Below are 24,620 nucleotides of genomic sequence, written 5' to 3'. Positions count from 1 at the left end.
TTTTAGTGCTCACGTGACAACACTTCCCTAACTGAACCACACTTCAGCATCCTGGTGCCAAAATAAGGATTGCGCGTCCCCTCCTCTTTCTGTAACCAAGAGGCATTTGCCATAGGGCAGTAGTAGACGTACATTTTTTCAGCACCTTTATTTTTTCCATGAAGTTCTTTAATACAATCAATCATAGATTTGCTTAAGTCCTTAAATTTCTTTCGAGATTCTTCCAGTCCTGTCCCCTTCATCTCAGTTGCATCATTTTCAATATTCCCAATAATTACAGACAGGTTCTCCGGAATACCAGGTCCCAGCCCCTTAATCTTTCCTGTATTACCTATGATCAAATCCAGATTATTGTCAATACCTTCTGTGGAATCAGCTGCAAGACTTGCCGCAACACGATAATAATTATCAAGTATATCCTCCATTACTTCCTGCATCTGATTCAATATGGATTCGTCAATTATGTGTGCCGTAGAGAGCTTACCTTTATCTCTCAGTTCTTCATCCTTCTCTGCCACCGTCGTTTTCTCAAAAGTAGAACCTTCCTGAAACAAAAGGCTTGGTTTGCCTAGTAACTGCATTTGCGAGTCTATAAGAAAATTCCCTTCTGTTACGACATTTTCTCCCACACTCAAACCTTCAATCACAGGATAAAATTCATCAGCTTTTGGACCGAGTACTACATCTCTCAGCACATAGCTTCCCTCCTCTTTTTCCACGTAAACAATATTACGTTTTCCCGTAATAAGCACTGCACTATGCGGAATGGAAAGAACACCCACGTCTTTCTCACTACTTTTCTTGAGATTCCCCTGGCAGGAAGGGCATGTACCTGGAAGTCCGGTTTGTATCTCAATATGTTCAGAACAGACATATACCGCATCATCTCCCTGGGGTTTATCACCTTCATTTTCAATAAGGACCATCTTACACTTGGGACAATTTCCCGGCTCATCCGAAGCTGAGCCTTTACATTTCATAGGGCAATCATAGTGTGGTTGAATTAAACCCGGAACAAACATACCTGTCCTTCCACCAATGAGTTCAAGCTTCATTCCACACTCAGGACAATTCTCCTCTTTGTCTGATATAACGTCAGGATGCATGGGACACATGTATTTCCCCATGATTTCTGAATCAATAACAACACCCTTACCTCCAAGCTTAGCCTTAAGCCTGGCATTAACGTACATACCGGGCTTCAGTTTTCCTTCATGGTTATCCATATTGATACGAACTTTGACGGCCCTTGTTGTCTCACTCAGAAACGGGTCTATAAAAACAACATTCCCGTGAAAAACTTCTCCCGGATAAGATTCTGTAACAACCTCAATCGCCTGCCCATACCTGATCCAGGGAATATCATATTCGTAAATATCAAGATACAGCCAGACACGACTCAGATCTACAATGGTAAAAAGCTTATCACCTGTTTTGAAATACATCCCTTCAACTGCATTTTTCTGAATAATGGTGCCGCCAATAGGCGCATAGATAGTTAAATGAACCTGAGGGGTCTGTGTTCTTTCAAGCTCATCAATTTGTGCCTCTGTTATTCCCCACAACAACAGTCTCTGTTTTGTATTCTCCAGGAGGGACTGTGATGAAGAGATTACATCCTGTATACTGCTATTACTGGACTGTTCTGCTCCATTATATGCCAGTAAGTACTCCTTCTGAGTAGAGAGGAGATCCGGACTATACATACTTACCAGATGTTCACCCTTTTTCACTATAGTCCCGGTAAAATCAACGTAGAGCTTCTCGATGCGCCCGGAAACCCATGCGGTAACATGTGCAACACGACTCTCGTTATAATCTATCTTTCCCAGAGTATAAACGGACTTTTCCAACTCCCTGAACTTTACCGGAGTTGTTCGAATTGATGCAAGATGGCGGGCCCTTTCTCCAAGCCTTAAAACAGCTTTATCGCCTCCACCAGGCTCCTCCCTCATCGGAGTAAGGTCCATATCACAGATTGGACAACGCCCTGACCCTTTCTGTTTAATCTGTGGATGCATACTGCAAGTCCAGAAAAGAATATCAGTGACAGGAGTAGAAGTTTGTGATATGGTTTGCATCGGGTTTCCACTGCTTCTTAAAAGCAAACCGATAACTAAGCCTGCTACAAAAATTCCAATAAAGGCAGGTATTACATTCCATTTAGCCCAAAAATTTTTTTGTCCTGCTACGGGTGAGTCTGGTACGTCTTTCATTCTGGATATCCCCTTTACTTAAACCTATTTTGTTTACCAAAGTAACGGCATAATCAAAGATCGCTGTATCTTAGCAACTAATCCTTTACATTTAGTATACTTAGTATAACAAACTACTGTTCCATATATCCGGGTTAAAACGTGAATATAACCTCGCCTGCTTTTATATGCTACTATACAATATATCATAAGAACTCAGCAATTCTATAATTGAATGTGTCCAATAAGAATGCTAGAATGGAACTAAAGAGAATTAAGTAGTAAACATGGAAACTTCAATTAAGTGCTGATAATCTATTACCTGTTTGAGGAGGGATTATTATGAGTAAAGACAGAACTCGCAGAGAGTTTATTAAAGAGGCGTGCGTAAATACATTTCTGGGTGGTATGTTTTTATCACAAATACCATTGCCTCTTGATCCTCTTCCCGATGATATTAAAACCGGTTTAAAACCGAAAAACACAAAAACTCTACAATCCCTTGTAGTTGATGTTAAAAGCAAGTCAGAAATTATTAAAGGAATGACGCCGGATATTTCATTGGTTAAACGGATGATGAGTTCTGGAATAACTTCACTTACCGGAACAGACAATCCGAAAGACGCCTGGAAATCACTCTTTCATGAGGATGAAAGGATAGGCATAAAGATAAACGGTCTTGGCGCCGATATCCTTGCAGGTAATTATCAGATTTGCTGGGCTATTGTTGATGCTTTAAAAAGCATTGGAGTAAAAGAAAACAATATCATCATTTGGGACCAATATCAGCATTTTTTTCTTTCATCAGGTTTCAAAATAAACAGATCTTTCAAAGGTGTGAGAGCATATACAACAGACGGAGGTGGAGGAAAAGAGGCCCTTGATTCCGGCAGTTCATACAGAGAATATGACAGTGGCTATGGAGCTGTTAAGATAAGCAAGATATTAACGGAAGAAGTTGATTCAATGATTAACCTGGGTTTATTAAAAGACCATGGTCTCGCGGGTGTAAGCATCGCGCTTAAAAATATTTCTCACGGTGTTATCAGCCATCCCGATAACTTCCATGATAATTCATGTGATCCCTTTATTGCCGCCATTAATTCAATCCCCGTGATAAAGGACAAAATCAAACTCCACATCTGCAATGGAATAGTTGGCCTCTACGAAGGAGGACCAATGCCAAAAAAAAGGCATACATGGAGCAATAACGGAATTATTTTGAGCAGAGACCCTGTAGCCCTTGATACAATAGGAATGGACATTATTGAGGAAAAGAGAAAAAAGAAAGAACTTCGTTCACTATTTGATCGTCCCAATCTCCCGAAACATATAGAAACTGCTTCCAAATACGGTCTTGGTGTAAGCGACCTGAATTTGATAAATCACAAAATAATGATAATTTAACCATGACAGGGAAACATAGGGACAACCCTAATACTGTTCGGCACGATTTTTGAGTACGCCTTTCCATCAGAATTGTTCACGCCCATCATCCTCAATTGTGCTCCTTCAGAACTTCTTTAACATTACTCTCCCACCCAGACTGCAGGCAGGTATTCAAAAATTCTTTTCTGCTTTTTTCTACTTGAACTGCTTCGTTGAAAAGTTATTTGAAATATTTTTAATATCATAAATCGTGAAATTCCATAACTTATTACATATTAATAGTTTATGCATTTTATATACTTGATTTCTCTCCCCTCTCATGTTAGTAATTACCATTATGAATAGGGGAAACACTGATAATATAGACAAAGAACTCAACCGTGTTAATACCATACAAAGACTCCCTGTCCTACGATCCTTCAAACTTCTCCTGAGCAGACTTCACTCTCATGCGGATTGCCACAATAGACAACTACATTACGATCAATATGTCAGCCTGCTATTACTCTATTTCTTCAATCCAACTTTCACGGGACTACGATCTATCCAACATGCAAGTGAATTAGATAATGTACAAAAAAAGCTTGGTATCAAACGCACCAGCCTTGGCAGCATGTCAGAAGCCAGTCATGTATTTGATCCACAACTCCTGAGACCAATCATCAACGATCTTGTACGTGATGTCAGTCCCCCTGAAACTTGACGATCGTTTAGATAAACTCAATATGGATCTTGTTGCTTTTGATGGCGGCTTACTAAAAGCACTCCCAAAATGCTATGGGCACTATGGCTTGACGAAGACCATCGGGCCGTAAAAATGCATTTAGAATTTAGTATCCATAAAGGTGCTCCTCTTCAAGTTCAAGTTACCAACGCTAATGAGAGTGAGATAGCTAAACTTGAGTCAGTTTTAACACCAGGCAAACTTTATTGCTTAGATGCTGCTTATGCAAAATATAAATTTCTGGAAAAGATTATCCGGAAATCAAGTTCCTCTGTTGTCCGACTTAGAGATAACGCATCATATGAAACGATTAAAGAGCACACACTGACTCAAGCGGACCGTGAAGCTGGGGTTGAGTTTGATCGTACTATTTGGCTTGGGAGTAAACAGAAACGTGAGGACATCTCCAAGCCTATAAGAATTATACAGATTCACTATTACGATGAACGGGTACTCTCAGGCTACTACAAACGTAAATCTCGTGTCTCAAGCAAGAAGACATTCAGGACTCGATCTGCCGAGCAAACAATATTGATTGCCACTGACCGCATGGATTTACCGGCAGAGATCATCGGGCTTATCTATCGTTATCGCTGGCAAATTGAACTCTTCTTCAGATGGTTTAAGTGTATATTGGGTTGCCAGCATTTATTGGCACAATCTCAAAACGGAATTACCATTCAAGTCTACTGTGCTTTGATTGCTAATCTGTTGATCAGGCTTTGGGCAGGCCGCAAACCAACAAAACGTACCTTCGAGATGATATGCCTTTACTTTCAAGGATGGGCTACGCTCGATGAACTCATAGCACATATTGAAAAACTTAAATCTGACAATCAAAAATAAGAGTATATGGTTAATTGTCACCATCAACCTCTCAGGGGAGAGGTACGTCTTTATTTTCTCTTTTCATCATACTTTCGCTTCCTCTTGTATTTTAATAACCTCAGGGTACAATGACCATCCACAAAATCTAACATCTGAATTCAAAACCAAATACCGTGCCGAACAGTATAGAACAGTATAGAACAGTATAGAACAGTATAGAACAGTATAGAACAGTATAGAACAGTATAGAACAGTATAGGGACAACCCCCATATTTTTATATGGGGGTTGTCCCTATGTTTCCCCCTATGCCAAGTGTGCGCGAGGTGGACAGTTTGTTGACACGGCCTTTATGCAAACCCTAATATCAATACCTGTTTTAAGGAACCTCAGCAGGTATTATTACCGAGTCAGTACAGAATTCCTCTCCGGTCGTTGGGTCAATCAGTCTTATATGCCATACAACACCTGTTTTAAAATTAAACACGCCTTCTGGAATCAGCTCTATATTATTTCTGTTAAATGGGGCAGCCGGAAGTGCCGTTTCAAGATTAAGCAAAACGATATTATTAACAATTCCCGGAAACTCCGCCCACATCTTTATCTCAATAGGTTTGATAACAGCGCACAGATTACTAAAATCCACAGCAACGCCATATAAAGGTGACGTACCCGTCAACTTTATTGCGCACGGAGGAAAACAATCAGAGTCAGCACAGTCAACATCTCCATCCCCATCATCGTCTATTCCGTTAGTACAATTTTCGGTTTGTATAACGGTAAATGTCTGCCCGGCAATAGTAAGAGTGCCAGTACGTGACACAGAACTTGTATTTTCTTCAATAGAATATGCTACTGTCCCATTACCACTTCCGTTACTTCCTGATGTTATTGTTATCCAGGAGTCATTGCTTAAAGCAGTCCAATCACAACCACCAGGCGCCGTTACATCTACAGTACCAGTACCTCCACTTGTATCAAAATGTCCACTTTCAGGTGAAATGGAAAATGTACAAACTCTCACGGTAAACGTTTCTTCGGCTATGGTCATTGTGCCAACTCTTGCATTTGTGCTTGCAGAAACAGAATAAAGCACCTCCCCATTACCGCTTCCGCTACTTCCTGACGTTATCGTTATCCAGGAGTCATTGCTTAGAGCAGTCCAATCACATCCACCTGGCGCCGTTATATCAACAGTACCCGTGCCTCCGCCTGTATCAAAAGACCCGCTTACAGGTGAAACAAAAAAAGTACATTCAATCACACCGTTCCTTACTTTAAACAAATAACGTCCTGGCAGATTGCTATTGTTGCTATTGTGAATAATTCCTGTAACCATGTTTGAATCAAGCAATGCTCCGTTTACCGCTGAACCCGGAAGCTCTAAGAAGGTCCCCGCATTAGTTGTACCGTTAGAATATCCTGATCTTGCAGAATCACCACCTAACCCTCCAGTTCCACCACTTGCATCCCCAGTTTCCCATTCAATTTTATCGTAGTTCAATTCAATGTCAAAATTACCAGTTCCAGTATCAGATCTATCAATTAACACAAGCTGAAAACTGTTGAGTTTATCTGCATTCTGATTATAATAACCAACATTTTCCCAGTTGACCCCAAACGCATTATGGCCACCAACTGTACCCGTTCCATATGTTACAGAACTTGAATTCCTGGTATCAACATCAGCAAAGAATGGAGCAATGATTTGCTGGCCAGTAGTGGTAAGATCGAATGGTGTATACGTAGTTAAAGGGCTATCGAAGGTTATGTTGCCGTTATTGTTGACAAACAGGCTGGAAAAGTTTAAGCCAAAAAAGTTTACGGTGAAACCGATTTGCACTTCTCCTGTTGACTCATCATCATTACTTGCCAGCGTATAGGTATTAAAGCCATTTCGAATAGCACGCTCCATCCAACCCGAGAATGAACCTGTATAGTCTTCTCCAGACAAAAAAGCTAATGTATGAGAGCCTTGCATCGTTACATCGATACTACCGTTACTGCCAATATCAAGTGATGCGGTAACGACATTTGCATTATCTATATTCAGTTTAAGGGTTACGTCAGTAATTCCGTTTAGTAAACTGGTAATATTTGAATCACTTATCACTACATCTAAGTTATTTGTCAGAGAACCAAAAGTTGCAAAAATTTCACCCGATAATCTCTTTTCTAAATTGAAAAATGCTGATTCTGCAATAACAGGCGATTGACCAGGTACCACTGTAGACAATGTGAGTATGCTAATCTGAAAACCACTTCCCTCATTAATTCCATTCGTAAATCTAAATTTACACTCCACCGTTCCTCCAGAACCAGAATTGAAGAAATACGTATTATCATTCAATTCTGCTCCAATCACATTGTCCTCATCACCTGTAAACGAAGACGCATCATTGCCATTAAGATTCAGGAATCCCCCGCTCTCAGCATTAGCAGAAAACGGAAAAAGAGTGCGGTATGTTGAAGCCCCACTTGGCCCGTCGGGAGGTTCTACATCGTCATTAAAATTGTCTATAAATATGGAATTACCTGAAACCTGTGTATATTTACTAACATCGTAGCTAAATTCTGCTCCGAAAGAGAAAGAACTATTAATAAAAAATGTTAGTATAAGGCAATACAGTAGATAAAAAGATTTCATAATTATTTTTTATTTTTATTAACAAACCAGTGCCATGCCAATCAACAATTTCTTAGACAATAATTTCATATATCACCTTCTTATGGCTTTCCTGTGGGAGTCTTAGATACTACTCGTTCTTTTTTTTCCTTCCTTTTCTCTACCTTCTTCTCTTTTCTCTCTTCCGCTTTGATATACTGCTCTAATCTATACAATCCTGCCAACATATCAGTACCTGTAATATATGTTTTATTGTTGCCTGACGGCAACAGACCCATATGCTGAGTTTCCCTATAGGCATATCGCTTACTCATACCGATATCAGGCAAGAGTGGGCCATTCTTTTTCTTAAACCCCTTTGATATAAAGCGGGTGAAGCGCCTGGTCAGAGCTATCGCACGCATGGTCAGGCCTCCCTTTATCTTAAGTAATTTAGAGATCATAAAAGCCATTGTCCCGCGTGTAAGCGGCGTTTCAGCCTTGTATTTCCAACTCTTTTCTACAATCCCTTTTTCCTCAAGTTCTGCCACCATTTCGTTGAATGTCATTGTCGCAGCAGACACTTCCGCAAAACAAGATATTGCCCTGCAACCATCCTCGTATGTAACAATTTCCCTTTCAATCAGGTCCCTGTATATATTATCACCATTACCTGCTGAGGCGCATCTGCCCGGAGACAGCAGCAGTAACGCTAAAAGGGATAAAAAAAAGTAGTTGATTATACGTTTTCTGTTGATTGTAAAGCCCATTTTATATCTCTCTTTAAAACTGAAACACTATCCTGCACAGTACGTAATCCCTGGCATCTTTGTCACTGTACGCGTTCCCCGGGTAAAACCTGCCGTAATTTACAGATGCCTTTAAATCTGAAAATATTTGCCACGTAATATTCACGTCAAACTCCTTACCGATGTTTCGCTGCGGTCTGTCTGCCCTGAAGTCAGATATTGCCGCCTCTTTCTTGTCTTTACGAAACAGGAAAAAGTCTACTTCCGCGCGAACACTCCTGTTTCCTTTACTGATGAATTCTGATGGTGTAAAGGACGTTCCAAACTTAAGCATCTGAAGGTTGGATAAGCGGGGAGCGAGGCTGTTGCCAGTACTTTTATAACCAAAGCCCAGAAAACCTCTGTCTGTAGTCCCCTCTTTATTACCAAACGCAGTTGTCGTTACCCTGCCCGGAGTTACACGGTCAGAATCACCTGAACCAAACAGGTACTCCGCCGTAAAACGTGGTTTTGTTAATATATTATATGTGTAAGCCAGATTGGCGTCTAGCGCCCAGGCATCTATCTGTACGTTATCGGGTGATTCTCCGGCCGCTATTGAAGCCGCGCTAGCCTGAGGAAAGCTCTTACCGTCCTCCAGGACTCCCTCTATATCATAACGAAGTCCATTTATAATTCTACCTCGGGACCCGATACCATAATATCTGGAGTCGTATTCGTAATCCTGAAAAGAGACTTCAATATTTTCTCCGCTATCGTCTTCCTGTATCAGCGCATATGCATAAGGCCTATGTTGCTTGAAACCGTTATATGTTATTTCGGTACCATAAAAAAAACGTTTACTGGAGCGGAAACCCGGTACGCTGAAATCGATATTCTCTTCGTCATTGAGGTTTCTGAATCCGAACAGTTTAACATCCAGCCACTTACTTTTTCCTTCCAACTGAACACCATTCGCCCTCCTTGTATATACCATCTGGTTTCCCAGGGACGAGCGGAACCTCCCGGCCGTTAATTTCATTTGAAACGGGGCCTCATAATTGAAGTATTTTTTTAACGCCCTATCAATTGACAGGGTATACGTACCATAGTTAAAGCCCTCTTCAAGGTTCCACTTAAACTGGTTCTCTGTACTCCTGTACTCATCTCCCTGGTTCCAATCAATATACTTGAGATGAAGTCTCATATAAAAATTATGTATATCGCCAACGTTCATGTTGCCCCACAGATATGTGTTACTGACTCTCTGTGTTCTACGTTTATCTGAAACACCCCTGTTATCGATATCGTCAAATGTGAGAAAAGAGAACCTTTCATAACCTCCCCAATCCCACGGAAAGCGTTGCGCAAGGTCACGCTTCAAATCCATTTCACGCTGCGCCTCCAGGTCCTGCTTCAGCTGCCGCACTCCGGTCGCCTGCTCTATCAAGGTCTGGCCGGAAACAATATTGTCTGCTTTAATGCCTGTGTAGCATACATAAAACATAATGCAGATAACGCCGAACTTATTTAATTTACTACGCATTTCTATCTCCGCCTGTCTGAAATAAAAGACTACTCGCCCAAACGTGCAATTCGCTACAGGCTGGAAGCCTTCGACATTTTTTTTGCTAACCGTACGTGGTTACATGGACAACCTTGTTTGTCCGTACCATCCTAAAGAGTCAAAAACTTTGAAATTCCTATACAGATTACTTATTCAGTAATCGGGCCCAAAATATCACCAAGATCGGGGCAGCTTATACTTCCGAAATCTGGGGCTAAAGTACAGGGTGGGCCCTCATGTCCCCCAGGTTCTCTAAAATCTCCAGATTCTATAGATTCTCTAGCTCCTCCACCATTTTCATTTTCACTTGTACCCGGTCCCTCTTCCATACCAGGGCCTGGAGTGGGAGGATTCCAAACTGCTGGCATTCCTTCCAATCTTGAACTACCATTATAGCTATAGCCTTCGGCATCCTTCTGAAACTTTTTCACAGATTTTTTCGAATTACTGCTACCGGAAGAACTTCCCGGTAAAGTACCCAGGTTTTTACCACTCTTCAGATTTGTCGTATTGCCATTTTCGTCAGTTATGGTTGCCTCACCTTTCACACTGTCAACAACACTCCCACCAGTGCCATCATCTGCCTTTTTTAAGGTCATCTTACTTCCTTCACCGAGATTTACATCTCCAGCGCCAGTTGGGATAGAAAGTCTTCCTGATAATACTTCTAACGTGATCATTCCCGGCGCCGGTTCAAAAATATTTGCCTCTACGCCACCTGTGATCTCAAACCGTAATACATCATCTTTACTTTTAAACTCCATTAATCCCTGGAATACTTCCATTAATGTATTGATTCCATCATAAACCAGACTTATTATCGTGCCCCTTACGGACGCCACACCGGTAGGTGTTTCAAACTCAGTCAGGACTGACTTGCTTGGAGTTATGTTTGCCCACAATTTTCCCATCTTCAGGTCAACTCTTCTGACAACGTTTCTTTGAGTATCGGCAACTGTCCTGATAAGGCCCTTTTTCCCTCTCTCTGCTTCGCTTAACTGTTTTGTTGTAATTTTAAGTGTAGTATCTTCTTTGACTTCCAGGTGTGTATTGTCGTTAAAAACTATTTCTGCTGTGGAAACAGGCTTAGTTTCAACCTCATCTTCATCATAAACAGAGGAGTTTCTTATCCTGTTACCGATTTTTCTTACCTCTTTCCGCGCCCCATCATGCTTAACACTTACCTGTCCCTTATATTTAGATATTACGGCTATTCTCTCCTGCGACATCAATGTCTGCTGAAAAGAGAGAAAAACAAGAAATATCGTAAGGAATATTTTCAATTTCAGTCCACACCTGGGTTTTACAGAAAAGTAGCGAATTATCATAACACGTTTTCCTCCAATGAATAAAGGCCTAACTGCCTCAGCGCTATTCGCTCAGGTTTTTGCCTATTTGCCTATATATTCAACTGCTATATCTTTTTTAAAGCGTCTAATGTTTTTAATTTGGAGGGAGAGAAGAGACCTTCTGCCCCTTCTTTTCCTTAGCTGTTTCACCTGTTTCTTTGTCAACTGCAACAGTATACTTTTTATTGTTTGTCCTGATAGTATCATTGTACATTGCACCGACTACAACTTTTTTGATTTCACCACCCTTCAACGATATAGTTGTTGCAGGAGTCATTATTGTATACTTATTTTCAAACGAAACATTATCATTTAAGGTGCTGATGACAGAACCAACACTTAAGAAGAGGTTTGTACCGACAACGTTGTCCGTTACCGAGAATTTATTAATAGTGAGATGAGAAAAGGAATCTACCATGATGAAACTGCTATCGGCAAATACAAGCTGTAGATTTGAGAAAGGGCCTGTGCGGATCTGGTCTCCCGCAGAAATTATACTTTCTGTGGTTGCAGCGGCCCACGTTTGTGTATCTGCCTTCTTTATCTCCACATCACCTTTTGCATCATTCACAAAAGCGTAGAGTTTATGTGTGGTTTGAGCGCCAACTGGCAAGGCACAAACAGATACAAGAAAAAATGATAGAACTAATAAACCTTTAACAGTAGATATCAAGTTCATTATAATTACCTAAATAATTATTCAAATTGCGTTTATGGTACAATATTTTACTTACATGTCAATATAAATTATACTTGCGGGATGGCATGGACCACTTTGTGTGTCCATGCAAAGCGTTGTAATAAACTGAAAACACGGACAAACAAAAGTTGTCCATGCCATCCTACGGGACCAAAGACTTTGGAATTCCTGTATAATTATGTTAAAGTTCCTGAGCTAAATTATTATTTTGTAATCACTTTATTATCATTCAATTTTACCAGCTTTTTCTTCCGGGCTCCTGTTCCGACAAGGAACATTGCTTCGAGAGCATTCTGCCGCTCTTTCTGCGAGACTAACTCTTCCCTCAGCAGATTGTTCCCGGCCTTGAGGGCGGTATTATCTCTTCTGGCAATCTCATTGTCCATCTTGAGTTGCTCGATCTGTACCTGCTGCTCCTTGATGGCATTAAGCATTGACCATAAGATCGGATCACTCTGTATCTGAAGAAATCCCTTCGCATTTTCACTTACCGCCTCCGGCAGAATCTTTTGGACCTCCTGAGCGCTAAAGCCGATATGCTCACCATTTTCAGGAAGATTCATTAAATTGTCCTTCTTGTATCGGAATTTTATTGGCTGTAGTTTTAATACCTCGTCAATCCCCGCATCAAAAGTACCATGAATGACTTTAAGTCTTTCGTCCGATAATACTGTCCACGATGTTCCATTAACTTTAGAAGCAGTACCATCACCACCTAGAAACATTCCGTTAGTACCTGTCGAACTATAGAGGTTAATAGCCCCATTACCAGTGCTACTTATTGAAAACATCTCCGCAACTCTTGTACCGGTGCCGGTGTTGACGAATAAGACACCATCACCTCCCATACCAGCAGTTTCAGCACTACTACTTGCTGGCCTTACGATAACAACTCCATTCCCTCCCACACCTTCAGTCATAATAGCTAATTGCTGCTCAGTCGCATTAAGCACTTCGAAGACGCCACCTTGTGCATCATCAACATCAATCAAAATCCGATCTTTACCTGCAGAGTCACGAAGCTCAATGATGGGTTCTACATCAAATCCAATTGCGAGACGATTATTGTCTGCAGAGTCAAGGAAAGTAGCTAATCCCTTCACAGTCAGCTTATCAGTCGGACTTGTCGTGCCGATGCCGACGTTGCCGCTTGAAAGAGTCGTGCCGGTCCCGTCAATGCCTGTCCCAAAAATAAGATTACCAATGTTTAAGGTATTAGAACTCGTGGGAGTCGTCAAATCTATGTCATAGCCTAAAACGATGTTGTTTGACCCGGTTGTTACATTATCTGCCGCTCTGTACCCGAGAAAGATGTTATTGGATTGGCTGTTTCCATTCACACCCAATCCTGCCTGGTACCCTAAAGATACATTATTATTTCCTATCTGATTATAATTTAATGCCGCGGACCCAATGGCAGTATTATTGAGACCTTCAGTGTTGTTACCCGATGCCAAAGTACCATTGGCGGTATTATTGGAACCTGTGGTGTTCGATGTTAACGCGAGGTCTCCATTTGCAGCATTCTGGACACCTGTGGTGTTGTATCGTAATGCCATGAATCCAGTTGCAGTGTTTTGGAAGCCTGTGATATTTTGGTTTAATGCATGGAACCCAGTTGCAGTATTTCCTGAACCAGAGGTATTTTGGTTTAAAGTACCTGTTCCTAATGCCGTATTGTTGTTGTTCGTCCCATCATCACTAACTCCGGCACCGGAGCCCAGAAATACACTTGTTGTATTCGTAATACCGTCTGAAAGGTCATTGATAGCAGAAGCGCCACCACCGCCTCCGACACCCAACTGTACATCGGTGCCCGCATCATCCGTAAACCATAATTGGTTGGGGGTAGCCGTTTTTACCCAAATCTGGCCGTACGCAGCAGTATCGGCGTTTGCCGATGCCTGCTCCTTTAAACTCATCGTCCCTGCTAACGTAAGCTTCTGGTTCGGCGATGCCGTCCCAATACCAACGTTGCCGGAATTCTTCACTGTAAGCCCATTGTCCGTAGTAGATTGAAATGCGTGGAGAACATCCCCGGTACCCTCTACTGCTACATAAAGCGCTGTTCCTGATCCGTCAGTATCTATCTGCATGGCATTTGAAGTGCTTGAAAGATCGTCTTTCACGCTTAGAATTGCTGACGGAACTGTCGTGCCGATACCGACTTTGCCGGTCCCCATAATACTCATCGTCACATCAGATTCACTCTTGACACCGCCTTTGTACTGACTGTGAAAATGGATATTGTTAGAGGTGCCGTCCCAGACGGAACCAATTCCCGCAACTGTCTGATCAAACTCATCGCGCCATACAATACTGCGGAAATTGTTTACGCTTCCTCCAAATACACTACTGATACTTAATATCTGCTGGTGGGCCCCGGTATCAGATTCAAAAATCTCAAACCTCCTGGACGGTGACGAAGTCCCTATACCGACTTTGCCGTCATTCTTTATGATAAATGGCGGTGTCACCCACGTTGAAAATCCGCCTCCATCAAGAAGGTCTCCGGTGCTCCCTGACGATGCTGTCCTGAACAGGATATCTCCTAAAGAGGTAAATGCCAAGGCTGCAGACGGGCCGTTTTCTATCCTGACATCATTCACGCCATCCCAGAACGAATTAAGCCCCATCACTTTCCAGCCACCATCTGAAAACGTCCAGCGATCTCCAATCTGAAATATCTCTTTAGGAGTAGCAGTCCCAATGCCAACCTTCCCATCTGACAGGACATCCATTAGAGAGACGCTCCCGGAGTCCTGCACCTCAAAAGCATCGTTTCCATCATTAGACGGGAGTTTAGCCACGATATTAGCGGCATGAATTCCACTCGGCAGCGCAAAAACAGCTGCCAGAATGGCTACTGACATAAGGAACAAAAGATAATGCTTCTTGTCTGTTTTCATAATATTTATACCTCCTTAAACTAAGCCTTCTGCAATTTTTTTGCCACCCTACAGTGTTATAAAAATATTGAATTTCCTTACGGTATTATCACGGAGTTATCGTCAAAGGTCTCACCCGAAACAGGGTCTATTAACCTTATCCACCATCGAACACCTGTTATAAAATCAAATGACCCCTGGGGAATTAACGTGATATCTATGCTTTCAAGTCCGGCAGGAAACGAGGTTTTGCGGCCAGCGCCGACGTTCAATAACACAATATTCACTCCCCCATACTCAGCCCAAATCTTCAGCTCTATCAATTGGGGCTCTGAACAAGGGTTGCTGAAACTTACCTTCACACCATATTTCGGCCCGGGCGGTATTAAATCTATTGAGCATGTTGGAGTGGGACATTTGACAATAAAGCCATTAGTACGTGTAACTGATTGGGTATCCGGGTTCATCACCACAACGTCCCACCCTCCGGTAGAGACGTTTGTAATATCAAAGGCGCACGTTATCATTGTAGGACCGACAACGGTCACACCCGTAGCATTAATATCAGATTCGCCGGCCTTTACAAGTCTGACCGCGGCCCCGTTGTCAAATCCACTGCCGGAGATGTCCGTTATATTAACTACTCCATCACTTGTACCGATTGAAGGTGTAATAGCCGTTATTGTCAGATCTGAAACGTTTGGATCTGTACTATTGATACCATTGTTATATTCCTGTAAGTTAGTAAGACCGTCTCCATCCGGATCCAGACCACTGTCATCCACCAATGGGCCAAGCCCATTAGTAACCTCCCAGCCGTCATCCATTCCGTCACCGTCACTGTCGGTATTCTTTGGGTTTGTACCGTTTAAACTCTCATCTATGTCAAGAAGGCCGTCATTATCAAAATCGGTCGTCCCATTTGCCGTGGCAAGATCTCCGAAATTACTTATCTCCCATGGGTCCGGTATGCCGTCACCATCACTGTCAATAGCCTGAAACCAGTTGTTGTTATTACCGGAATCAACAGAATTGTAATCGCCGGGCGACCCTGGAGCAAGCGACTCTCCAGTGGCATCCAGATCCTTTACATCAATATAGTCTATCAACTGCGTACCACCGGACTGAAGATCTATACGGGCCTGTTGACCATCAGCGCTGCTTCTTAAAAATAGTAAATTTCCAACAGCTCCCTGCAGTGTCAGCAAATTGGTTATTGTCTGAGTGTTGGCAACATCAAGTTCCAGCCTTTTACCGGTATTAGTTGTAGCGCTGAAATTGTAGAAAGTGCTATTGCCTGAAATACCAACAGGGCTCTGACCGTCTATCAAATTTACCAAACCTGTCCCCGAAGTAAACGTCCCGGTATTTACCCAGTTTCCACCTACTTCGAGAGTGCCGGTACTTGTCTGTAATGTTCCGTTATTAATAATATCGTATGGTATGGTAAGAGCGCCGTTGTTAATATCAAGAGACGCCCCACTCCCGACTGTGACACCTCGTGGTGCGGCTACAACTGCAGTGATATCCTGTTCTGTGCCTGTCACACCAGCAGCGTCCTGCGCGTAAGACCAGGACGAAATTAATAACGTAAATACCACAATATAGAGTAAGAAGAAAAGCACAAAATAGTCCGTCAGGCCTGTTCTGAATGAAGCAGATGTGTTTTTCGTCAATGCCGCACGTGCCATTAAGCCGTCAGGACAGATGTGCCTGAGGAAACCTCTGCCAAGTAGTGTTAAACATAAATAGTAACAAGCCTGCTTTGATAAAAAATCCAGTATACTCATCAATGTTTTTCCTGAACCTATATGCGGTGGCATTGACAAACAAAGTTTTTCCATGCCACCCTACAATATCAAACGCCTTTAGTATTTAGTAGTAGTTCTGAGCTATATAACTGCAGATTTACATTACGTTATAGCTCTGTTTATGCTACAATTTACAAATGTAAACAACTTTGTCAATACTAAACTTACCCTTGAAGTAGATTTTTTTATGAAATTTTATCGATATCTTTTTAATAATCACTAACTAAAATGAGTTTTATTAAAAGTATAAAGCCCGGCAAAAAAACCATATCAATCCTTATTTCAATCTTTATCTTAATTATTGTCATTACAATCTATAATCTTGAAGACCGTGATACGTTTAAGCTGCTGAGGATTTTCAAAGCCATTGAACAGAAATCCATGGATATGAGATTTCAAATAAGGGGAAAGCGCGACACCGGTGACGAAATTGTAATAGTCGCAATAGATGAAAACAGCATAGAAAAACTGGGACGTTACCCGTGGTCAAGACGTTATATCGCAGAATTAGTTGATAAAGTATCAGCAGCGAAAGCGAAGCTACTTGCTCTGGATGTTATCTACTCTGAGGAACAAAACACTGATATTTTGAAGACCTTTGACATACTGACCAGAGATTACAATGAGTCCCCTCTGTGGAAAAACCTGCCTGAAGAGACCGATAAAGAGCAGTTTCTGTCTGCGTTATATGAAAAACGAAAAACATTTGATGAAGATAGCAGGCTCAAAGAGGCTTTTAGAAGAGCGGTGATGGATAGTGGAATGGATATTATTTCCGCGATTGATTTTGTTTACATGACACAAAGAAACACTACCGGATTTACGGGTAAAGAGGTCTCATCCCTCGGCAAAGAATTACTGAAAGAATCCGCTTATTTCCCGGTCCTGGTAGGAGGGGATATAAGTAGCAAGAAGAAGAGCCCTGATGGTAATCAATTAACAGTACTAACTTCTAAAAACCGAAAAGAGATAATGAATAATATTCTGGCACTTTACAGGCCAAAGACGGCCGTTGGGGTCATCAATATGATTGATCCGTTCGCGGAGTGGGTAACTTATCAGGGATTTGTGGATACGAATGTTGATTATTCCGGAATTGTCAGGAGTGAGTATATGGCTATTCATTTTGAAAATGAATTTTATCCCCCGCTTGGTGTCCAGGCGGCCAGAATATATAAAAATATCGATTATGGCGAGCTGAAGCTGGTGCTGACAGAAAAGCTGGTCTTTAAGGAGACTGAAATTCCCATAGATAGCTGGAACCGGATGATGATCAACTACTGCGGCCCTGAATCCACGTTCAAATATTTTTCGTTCTGTGATGTCATAGAAGGTAAGGTATCTCCTGATGCATTCAACAATAAAATAGTTTTTCTAGGTGCAACTGCATTTGGTCTGGGCGACTACATAGCGACCCCATTTTCATCGCAGACACCGGGCGTAGAAAAGCATGCTACAATTACAGAAAATATATTACATGAAAAGTTTGTGGTAAGAGGAGAGTGGGAAGTGCTTCATGACATAATCGCAATCATCTGCATAAGCCTTGTAATGGGCATAGTCCTGCCACTGCTTCCCTCAATCTGGGGGGCTGTGGCAAGTATCTTTTTATGGGCCGGGTATTATTATTATGTTTATGAAAGATTCGTAAATGATGGGACATGGTTGAACGTAACGTACCCGGGTATTACAATAATTATATGTTTTTCTTCAATTATTTTGTATCGCTTCATGTCCGAAGAAAAACTGAGAAAAGGGGTCAAAACCGCGTTTGAGAACTTTATGGATCCGAAGGTAGTACATGAAATATTGAAAGAACCCGAAGATATAAAGCTCGGTGGTGAAGAGAGGGAGGTCACCGTATACTTCTCCGATATTGAAAAATTCAGCTCTATTTCAGAAAAGCTGAAACCGTCCGAATTAATAGAACTTCTTAATGAATATTTAAGTGAGATGACAGACCAGATACTTGGCTATGGAGGATTTCTGGACAAATACATCGGAGACGCAATCGTCGCGGCGTTTGGGACACCACTGGAGCAACCTGACCACGCGCTAAAGGCATGCCTGGCGTCCATTGATAATCAAAAAAGAATATGTGAGTTGAACACAAAATTTAAGAAGGAAGGACGGCTCCAGATAAAGGCCAGGATCGGCCTGAACACTGGCCGTGTACTCGTGGGAAATGTAGGTTCAACTAACAGGCTTTCATATACCGTAATCGGAGATGAGGTCAATCTCGGTGCCAGACTGGAAGCCGCCAATAAGTATTATGGAACTTATACAATGATAAGTGAAAGAACTTATGAACTGGCCAGTGACCATATAGAGGCGAGAGAGTTGGATATGATCCGGGTTATCGGAAAGAAGAAACCGGTCAAAGTATATGAACTCATTGGCCGGAAGGGAGAAATATCAAATGCGAAACGTATAGTTTTAGAACTTTATGAAGAGGGGCTGATAGCGTATAAAAAAAAAGAGTGGCAGAACGCAATAGACATGTTTCAAAAAGCGGTGGTCAAGGTCCCTCATGATGGACCAGCATTAACATATTTGGAAAGATGTAAAGCATACACACAGAATCCTCCTCCGGAAAATTGGGATGGTGTTTACATATTAACAGAAAAGTAACTGTGCAAAATATATGGAAAAGAAACTAACGATATTCGAAAAAAACAGTGAAGATATAATGGAATTCTTGGGGAAAGTTTCTCTCTTTAAGGAGCTGCCTAGAGAATCATTAGAAAAAATCTCTGCAAAGATCCAAATTAACTCCTTCTCCAAAGATAATATTGTTATAAAGAGAGGTTCGGTCGGGGCCCGCCTTTACTTGATCAAAACGGGAAGCGCCCGAGTTGTATCTGAATCAGAACACGAAGAATTTATTATTGCAACTATACCAAATGGGAAATGTTTTGGTGAAATGTCTCTGCTTACCGGTGAACCTTGTTGCGCCACAGTAAAAGCAAATGAAGATTCTCTTCTTTATTCTATCACAAAGAGTGATTTTGATGACATTATCTCAAAAAACCCCCATATTAATAAACATTTTAATAAATTGCTTTCCGAACGAATTGAAAATCAAAACATAAAAAATATTGGTCTGAAAGAATATGAGATTGCTTTAAGCAGATACCTTCAGAAAACAAAGAATTACCAGTATAGCGGTGTAGTCTGGAAATCTAAAAAAATGCAGAGTGTATTTAAGGAAGCCAAAAAATTCTCAGAAAATGATGCTCCTGTCACCATCATCGGTAAACCAGGTACGGGAAAAGAGATTATTTCCAGAAAGATACATACAGACAGCGCAAAGGCGAAATCCCCTGTTTTTGAAATAGTACTACCAAAAGAGAGAAGGATGGAAAGAATACCCATCCATAATGAAAGAAGACAACTTGATCAAGTCGAGTCTGAATTGTTCGGAAAGGAAAAAATTACATTTACCACCGAGGAAGAAAAAAGAATTGGATATCTGGAATTGGTAAATAATGGAACACTGATCATCAAAAACATAGAAAACATGTCTTTAAACATTCAGAAAATTTTTCTAAAATTTATGAAAACCGGGGAATTCCTGAGAATAGGAGGAAGCAAACTGGTACATTCAAATGTCAGGATCATTGTTACCACTACAGATATCAGCTTAATGCAGAAGCAACTGTACCAGCCATTGTTCCGTATGTTAAGTAGCCAGAAACTGGAAATCCCACCACTATGTGAACATAAAAAAGACATTCCATCTCTTATGGAACATTTTGTTGATAGAATAGATAAAATAAGGCACACACAGACAAAAAGATTTTCAAATGGCGCCACAAACAAATTACTAAAATATGACTATCCCGGAAATGTAAAGGAACTGGAAAATGTGATTGAGCGAGCAATCACGCTTTCAAAAGCAGACACAGACATTGAAGAAGAAGTAATCTTCCTGGGTAATCCAACAGGTATTGAGGATGAAAAAAGGGTCAACCTTTTAAACATATCTCTGATCGAAAGATTTTGCAAAAGCCCCAGGATTATTTCCGTATTCAAGGCCACCACATTGATAATTTTCATTTCACTCCTTTGCATGCTCATAATACAATCTGATATTTCAATAGGTGGAAAAAATATTACTTTGATTCTTCTCTGGCAGTTAGGCATACCTCTCTTATTTGTACTGTTTCTTTTTGCGGCCCGTTTTGGATGCGGAATATGTCCAATATACTCTATTACCAGATTTCTCAATAAACGTAATTTAAAAATACCGGTTCCAGATTTTATTAAAGAATATGATGCCTGGATTATGGGTACAGGGTTTACATCTATTTTATTCTTAGAAGAATATACTCATATGGCCTCATCTGTAAATAAGACAGCCTACCTGATATTCAGTATTTTGTTTTTAGCCATAATTGTTGACTTGATTTTTGAAAAGTCTGCATGGTGTCGTCACCTATGCCCTATGGGCGGAATGGCTGCGCTGTTTTCCATGTCTTCTATGATAGAAATACGTGCAAACAAGAACGTATGTACTACAATATGCACAACACATGATTGTTTTAAAGGTTCTGAAAGGGCAAACCCGTGTCCAATGTTTTTGCACCTGCAATTCCTGTCGGATAACAGAAATTGCAAAGTCTGTCTGAATTGCATTAAAAACTGTACACACAATGCGGCACGCTTAAATCTCCGAATCCCCGGTGCAGGAATAAGTTCATTAAGGCAGGCTTCTCTGGCCGGAGCCATATTTTCAATTATACTTTCCGGTTTATTAGTTGCTGAAATCTTTTCAATAGCAGATACTATCCAGGCAAATTATCTTTTCATATTTTCCGCTTCCATATTTTTTTCACTAACCCTGAACATTACAACAAACTACATTGCCGCACTGATATCAAAAGAGACAGTAATTTGGCACATTAAACTCTTTGGTTATTCAATCATCCCACTTATCTTATTCGGGTTCATATCACTTTATTCTATTGAGGTCTTTGGCACTGTAAAAGGGACTTTAATGATATTCAATACCTTTCAACTGGATATTAATTTCACAACAACCTTTCAAGTATTCTTTGTTCTCACTGGTCTACTCATAACCGAATATCTCATTTATAAAATTATTCAGAATAAAATCAATCCAAAGAGACATCTTCAAATATTTGCAATCCAGGGAATAGTACCATTTGTATTAACCATCATTTATATCATTCTGTTTTTCATCTCACAAACATGGGGACAACCCCCATATTATTGTTGATATTGATTAATAATTAATTAAAATAGCTCACATGCCTAGAATTGCAAGAGTAGTGGTTCCACAATATCCTCATCATATTACTCAAAGAGGAACAAATAAGTTAGAAATATTTATTGACAATGAAGACCGTCATCACTTTCTAAAGCTTCTTAATGAATTGACAAACAAAACAGAATCAGAAGTAGGGGCATACTGTTTAATGGACAACCATTTTCATTTGCTTATTTCACCAAACAGCAGAGATGGTTTAGGTCAATGTTTGCATGGTACTACTTTTCGATATGCCCAATATTTTAATATGAAATATAGTAGAAGCGGGAGGCTATGGCAAAATCGCTATTTTTCGTGCCCTATTGATAAAAATGAATATTATTGGGCAGTTGTAAAATACATAGAGATGAATCCTGTAAGGGCAGGAATTGTTAAAAAGCCTGAGCTGTGGGACTGGTCAAGTGCCAGTGAACATATAAAAGGTGAACATGATGGAAAGATTAATCTTCACAAATGGTCAAAAGAAGATAGAGAACAATATATGGAATTAATACTTGATGAGAAAAATGAAAATAATATCAGAAAAGCAACTTCAACAGGTAGGCCATTAGGTGGCGTAAATTTCTTTGAAAAACTAAGAGGAATTCTTAACCGAGATTTAAGCCGTAAGAAGGGAGGAAGACCTCGCAACAAGAAGCAAAACCAATAACATGGGGGTTGTCCCCATGTTTTTTTTTTGTGGTATTTTTTTTGTGGTATTTTTTTTGTGGTATTTTTTTTGTGGTATTTTTTTTGTGGTATTTTTTTTGTGGTATTTTTTTTGTGGTATTTTTTTTGTGGTATTTTTTTTGTGGTTGATGTAGTATGTCGATTTGTTTTAATTGAAGTGAAGTGAGCAAATTTCTTTATAATCTATCTTCGAATTAAAAGAGAGGAAACACTGAATGAACGTTATTAGTAATACAATCAAAGGGTTGCACCCCGCCTATTTTGCGATGGTAATGTCTACGGGCATAATTTCCATTGCATCCAAACTTTTAGGTTTTACCGATATTGCATACGCGCTTTTTTATATAAATATTGTTGCATATGCGATTATATTGCCTATTCAGATACTACGTGCATTTATGTTCTGGGATAACTTATATAAAGACCTTTGCAATGCCAAACTAAGTCTTGTTTTTTTTACTACAGTTGCGGCGACAAATGTGCTGGGTGCACAATTTATTACTATAGTAAATCAACCGGAAATCGCAAAAATTTTCTGGTATTTTGGTATCCTTCTCTGGGTTATTGTTTCGTTATTCGCGTTCAGCATACTCTTTATCAAGTGCGAGGAAGGTCCGGAATCAGTTATACACGGAGGCTGGCTGATAGCTACCGTGGGAACACAATCAGTGGCAGTTCTCGGTGCGGCACTTGCATCTGAATTTGTAAGCGGTGGGAGTTTTGTGTTGTTTTCTTCACTTGTGTGGTGGATGATCGGAGCATTCCTCTATGTAATTTTGATTACACTGCTGTTCTATCGATTGGTATTCTTCAAGCTAGTTCCGGAGGCATTGATACCGCCTTACTGGATTAATATGGGGGCAATTGCCATCACCACTCTAGCAGGTTCAATAATATGCTTAACCATCCCTAAAATAGGTGGAGTTTTTACTGATTTCTTAACATTCACAAAGGGATTTACACTGTTTTTCTGGTCATTCGGTACATGGTGGATACCGCTTTTAATAATTTTAGGAATCTGGAAGTTCTTTGTACGTAAACAACAGTTTAAGTATACGCCGCTAGATTGGGGCATGGTCTTTCCATTGGGTATGTATACGGCCTGTACATATAAACTTTCACAGGCTTTAGAAATTCCGTTTATTGCAAACATTTCAAAATATTTTATCTATCTCGCTTACATTGGATGGACAATTATATTTGTCAGTATGCTGATTTCAATATTTAAGGCTGTAACGGCAAAGGAAACTACTGCAAAATAGCCAGATTGATTTATTTCCAATTGTATCGCAGTACATGTAATTTAAAGTATGTACTGTGATGCAGGTTATTCTCAATGAATTAGGCAAAGTGCATAAACATTCAACACTATATGATATCGGGCTACCAGAAGCAGGATCCGGTACTGATTACATAAAATAAACTTACTGGTAATTTGTATGCTACTATTACCATTTTCTGTGCTTTAATTCCCCTTTTCTACTCTTTTGGATAATCAATAAAGTCTATGCTATCACCTATACAGAGTTTCCTCACTACCAAATAATTTTTCTCTTTAGACTTTTGATTGGAAACAAGTTTTACCGTAAACATTTCCCTGTCAGGATTACTAGGCATTGAATTAAAACGTCCTGCTATCTTTGTAGCATCAAACAACGTAAGTGGCACCGTTAATGAAATCACATGTTTGCCTAATAATTCGTGGTTGCCGTCTACAATCTTACTTTTCTTGTTTCCCTCATTTTTCACCACTGTCTTGTTCCCCTTTGTCCAATGTAGTCAATTAGATTTTACCTGATATTATCAAATGCCTGGTACAGTTTCGGATATTTTCTGCCAATTTTCTTATCCTCTGAAGAGTTGAAAAATACTATT

The 24,620-nt window shown here is 40.4% G+C and carries 16 protein-coding genes; 7 read left to right on the top strand and 9 right to left on the bottom strand.

Annotation, left to right across the window (positions count from 1 at the left end; translation table 11 throughout):
• Window positions 1-2: 2 nt before the first annotated feature.
• The gene (locus SCALIN_RS19170; RefSeq protein WP_096896057.1) at window positions 3-2,216 is read right to left on the bottom strand and encodes a heavy metal-binding domain-containing protein; all 2,214 of its coding nucleotides are present in this window, start codon (window positions 2,214-2,216) and stop codon (window positions 3-5) included.
• A gap of 321 nt (window positions 2,217-2,537) precedes the next feature.
• Between SCALIN_RS19170 and SCALIN_RS19165 the strand changes: the two genes are divergently transcribed.
• From SCALIN_RS19165 to SCALIN_RS19160, 3 genes are all read left to right on the top strand, one after another.
• The gene (locus SCALIN_RS19165) at window positions 2,538-3,602 is read left to right on the top strand and encodes a DUF362 domain-containing protein (protein WP_096896056.1); all 1,065 of its coding nucleotides are present in this window, start codon (window positions 2,538-2,540) and stop codon (window positions 3,600-3,602) included.
• Between the two features lie 319 nt (window positions 3,603-3,921).
• A complete protein-coding gene (locus SCALIN_RS21795) occupies window positions 3,922-4,287 on the top strand; it encodes a hypothetical protein (protein WP_133112067.1) in 366 nt (121 codons plus the stop codon).
• Between the two features lie 69 nt (window positions 4,288-4,356).
• Window positions 4,357-5,154 carry an IS4 family transposase gene (locus SCALIN_RS19160; protein ID WP_096896055.1) on the top strand — a complete coding sequence of 266 codons (798 nt, stop codon included), beginning with the start codon at window positions 4,357-4,359 and terminating at the stop codon, window positions 5,152-5,154.
• A 360-nt stretch (window positions 5,155-5,514) separates the two neighbouring features.
• On the opposite strand, the gene SCALIN_RS22430 is transcribed toward SCALIN_RS19160, so the two are convergent.
• From SCALIN_RS22430 to SCALIN_RS19125, 7 genes are all read right to left on the bottom strand, one after another.
• The gene (locus SCALIN_RS22430) at window positions 5,515-7,782 is read right to left on the bottom strand and encodes a nidogen-like domain-containing protein (protein ID WP_162532416.1); all 2,268 of its coding nucleotides are present in this window, start codon (window positions 7,780-7,782) and stop codon (window positions 5,515-5,517) included.
• An 80-nt stretch (window positions 7,783-7,862) separates the two neighbouring features.
• Complete coding sequence (locus SCALIN_RS19150) at window positions 7,863-8,510, bottom strand: hypothetical protein (protein WP_096896054.1); 648 nt, start codon at window positions 8,508-8,510, stop codon at window positions 7,863-7,865.
• Window positions 8,511-8,523: 13 nt separating this feature from the next.
• Window positions 8,524-10,014 carry an alginate export family protein gene (locus tag SCALIN_RS19145; RefSeq protein ID WP_096896053.1) on the bottom strand — a complete coding sequence of 497 codons (1,491 nt, stop codon included), beginning with the start codon at window positions 10,012-10,014 and terminating at the stop codon, window positions 8,524-8,526.
• Between the two features lie 170 nt (window positions 10,015-10,184).
• The gene (locus SCALIN_RS19140) at window positions 10,185-11,363 is read right to left on the bottom strand and encodes a FecR domain-containing protein (protein WP_096896052.1); all 1,179 of its coding nucleotides are present in this window, start codon (window positions 11,361-11,363) and stop codon (window positions 10,185-10,187) included.
• A gap of 115 nt (window positions 11,364-11,478) precedes the next feature.
• A complete protein-coding gene (locus SCALIN_RS19135) occupies window positions 11,479-12,063 on the bottom strand; it encodes a FecR domain-containing protein (protein WP_096896051.1) in 585 nt (194 codons plus the stop codon).
• A 224-nt stretch (window positions 12,064-12,287) separates the two neighbouring features.
• Window positions 12,288-14,993 (bottom strand): tail fiber domain-containing protein, encoded by a 2,706-nt coding sequence (locus SCALIN_RS19130; RefSeq protein WP_096896050.1) that lies wholly within the window; start codon window positions 14,991-14,993, stop codon window positions 12,288-12,290.
• A gap of 77 nt (window positions 14,994-15,070) precedes the next feature.
• A complete protein-coding gene (locus SCALIN_RS19125; protein WP_133112065.1) occupies window positions 15,071-16,816 on the bottom strand; it encodes an autotransporter outer membrane beta-barrel domain-containing protein in 1,746 nt (581 codons plus the stop codon).
• A 195-nt stretch (window positions 16,817-17,011) separates the two neighbouring features.
• On the opposite strand from SCALIN_RS19125, the gene SCALIN_RS19120 reads away from it, so the two are divergent.
• From SCALIN_RS19120 to SCALIN_RS19105, 4 genes are all read left to right on the top strand, one after another.
• Window positions 17,012-19,414 carry a CHASE2 domain-containing protein gene (locus SCALIN_RS19120; protein ID WP_096896048.1) on the top strand — a complete coding sequence of 801 codons (2,403 nt, stop codon included), beginning with the start codon at window positions 17,012-17,014 and terminating at the stop codon, window positions 19,412-19,414.
• 13 nt (window positions 19,415-19,427) lie between these two features.
• Window positions 19,428-22,025, top strand: coding sequence for a sigma 54-interacting transcriptional regulator (locus tag SCALIN_RS19115; protein WP_096896047.1), 2,598 nt, complete (start codon window positions 19,428-19,430; stop codon window positions 22,023-22,025).
• Between the two features lie 31 nt (window positions 22,026-22,056).
• Window positions 22,057-22,725: a transposase gene (locus SCALIN_RS19110; protein WP_096896046.1), complete on the top strand. Its 669-nt coding sequence runs from the start codon at window positions 22,057-22,059 to the stop codon at window positions 22,723-22,725.
• 235 nt (window positions 22,726-22,960) lie between these two features.
• Window positions 22,961-24,007: a tellurite resistance/C4-dicarboxylate transporter family protein gene (locus SCALIN_RS19105; RefSeq protein WP_096896045.1), complete on the top strand. Its 1,047-nt coding sequence runs from the start codon at window positions 22,961-22,963 to the stop codon at window positions 24,005-24,007.
• Window positions 24,008-24,224: 217 nt separating this feature from the next.
• Here SCALIN_RS19105 and SCALIN_RS19100 read toward each other — a convergent pair whose 3' ends face one another.
• Window positions 24,225-24,497: a hypothetical protein gene (locus SCALIN_RS19100; RefSeq protein WP_096896044.1), complete on the bottom strand. Its 273-nt coding sequence runs from the start codon at window positions 24,495-24,497 to the stop codon at window positions 24,225-24,227.
• Window positions 24,498-24,620: the final 123 nt, after the last annotated feature.

Source organism: Candidatus Scalindua japonica, from assembly GCF_002443295.1.
GTDB classification, from domain to species: domain Bacteria; phylum Planctomycetota; class Brocadiia; order Brocadiales; family Scalinduaceae; genus Scalindua; species Scalindua japonica.
Note: the sequence above shows the minus strand (reverse complement) of the source record. Positions and strands in the feature narration are given on the sequence as shown.

Excerpts from the sequence above, each read along its gene's own strand:
- SCALIN_RS19170 (WP_096896057.1), bottom strand. The coding sequence starts at position 2,216 with ATGAAAGACGTACCAGACTCACCCGTAGCAGGACAAAAAAATTTTTGG.
- SCALIN_RS19165 (WP_096896056.1), top strand. The coding sequence starts at position 2,538 with ATGAGTAAAGACAGAACTCGCAGAGAGTTTATTAAAGAGGCGTGCGTA.
- SCALIN_RS21795 (WP_133112067.1), top strand. The coding sequence starts at position 3,922 with ATGAATAGGGGAAACACTGATAATATAGACAAAGAACTCAACCGTGTT.
- SCALIN_RS19160 (WP_096896055.1), top strand. The coding sequence starts at position 4,357 with ATGCTATGGGCACTATGGCTTGACGAAGACCATCGGGCCGTAAAAATG.
- SCALIN_RS22430 (WP_162532416.1), bottom strand. The coding sequence starts at position 7,782 with ATGAAATCTTTTTATCTACTGTATTGCCTTATACTAACATTTTTTATT.
- SCALIN_RS19150 (WP_096896054.1), bottom strand. The coding sequence starts at position 8,510 with ATGGGCTTTACAATCAACAGAAAACGTATAATCAACTACTTTTTTTTA.
- SCALIN_RS19145 (WP_096896053.1), bottom strand. The coding sequence starts at position 10,014 with ATGCGTAGTAAATTAAATAAGTTCGGCGTTATCTGCATTATGTTTTAT.
- SCALIN_RS19140 (WP_096896052.1), bottom strand. The coding sequence starts at position 11,363 with ATGATAATTCGCTACTTTTCTGTAAAACCCAGGTGTGGACTGAAATTG.
- SCALIN_RS19135 (WP_096896051.1), bottom strand. The coding sequence starts at position 12,063 with ATGAACTTGATATCTACTGTTAAAGGTTTATTAGTTCTATCATTTTTT.
- SCALIN_RS19130 (WP_096896050.1), bottom strand. The coding sequence starts at position 14,993 with ATGAAAACAGACAAGAAGCATTATCTTTTGTTCCTTATGTCAGTAGCC.
- SCALIN_RS19125 (WP_133112065.1), bottom strand. The coding sequence starts at position 16,816 with ATGGAAAAACTTTGTTTGTCAATGCCACCGCATATAGGTTCAGGAAAA.
- SCALIN_RS19120 (WP_096896048.1), top strand. The coding sequence starts at position 17,012 with ATGAGTTTTATTAAAAGTATAAAGCCCGGCAAAAAAACCATATCAATC.
- SCALIN_RS19115 (WP_096896047.1), top strand. The coding sequence starts at position 19,428 with ATGGAAAAGAAACTAACGATATTCGAAAAAAACAGTGAAGATATAATG.
- SCALIN_RS19110 (WP_096896046.1), top strand. The coding sequence starts at position 22,057 with ATGCCTAGAATTGCAAGAGTAGTGGTTCCACAATATCCTCATCATATT.
- SCALIN_RS19105 (WP_096896045.1), top strand. The coding sequence starts at position 22,961 with ATGAACGTTATTAGTAATACAATCAAAGGGTTGCACCCCGCCTATTTT.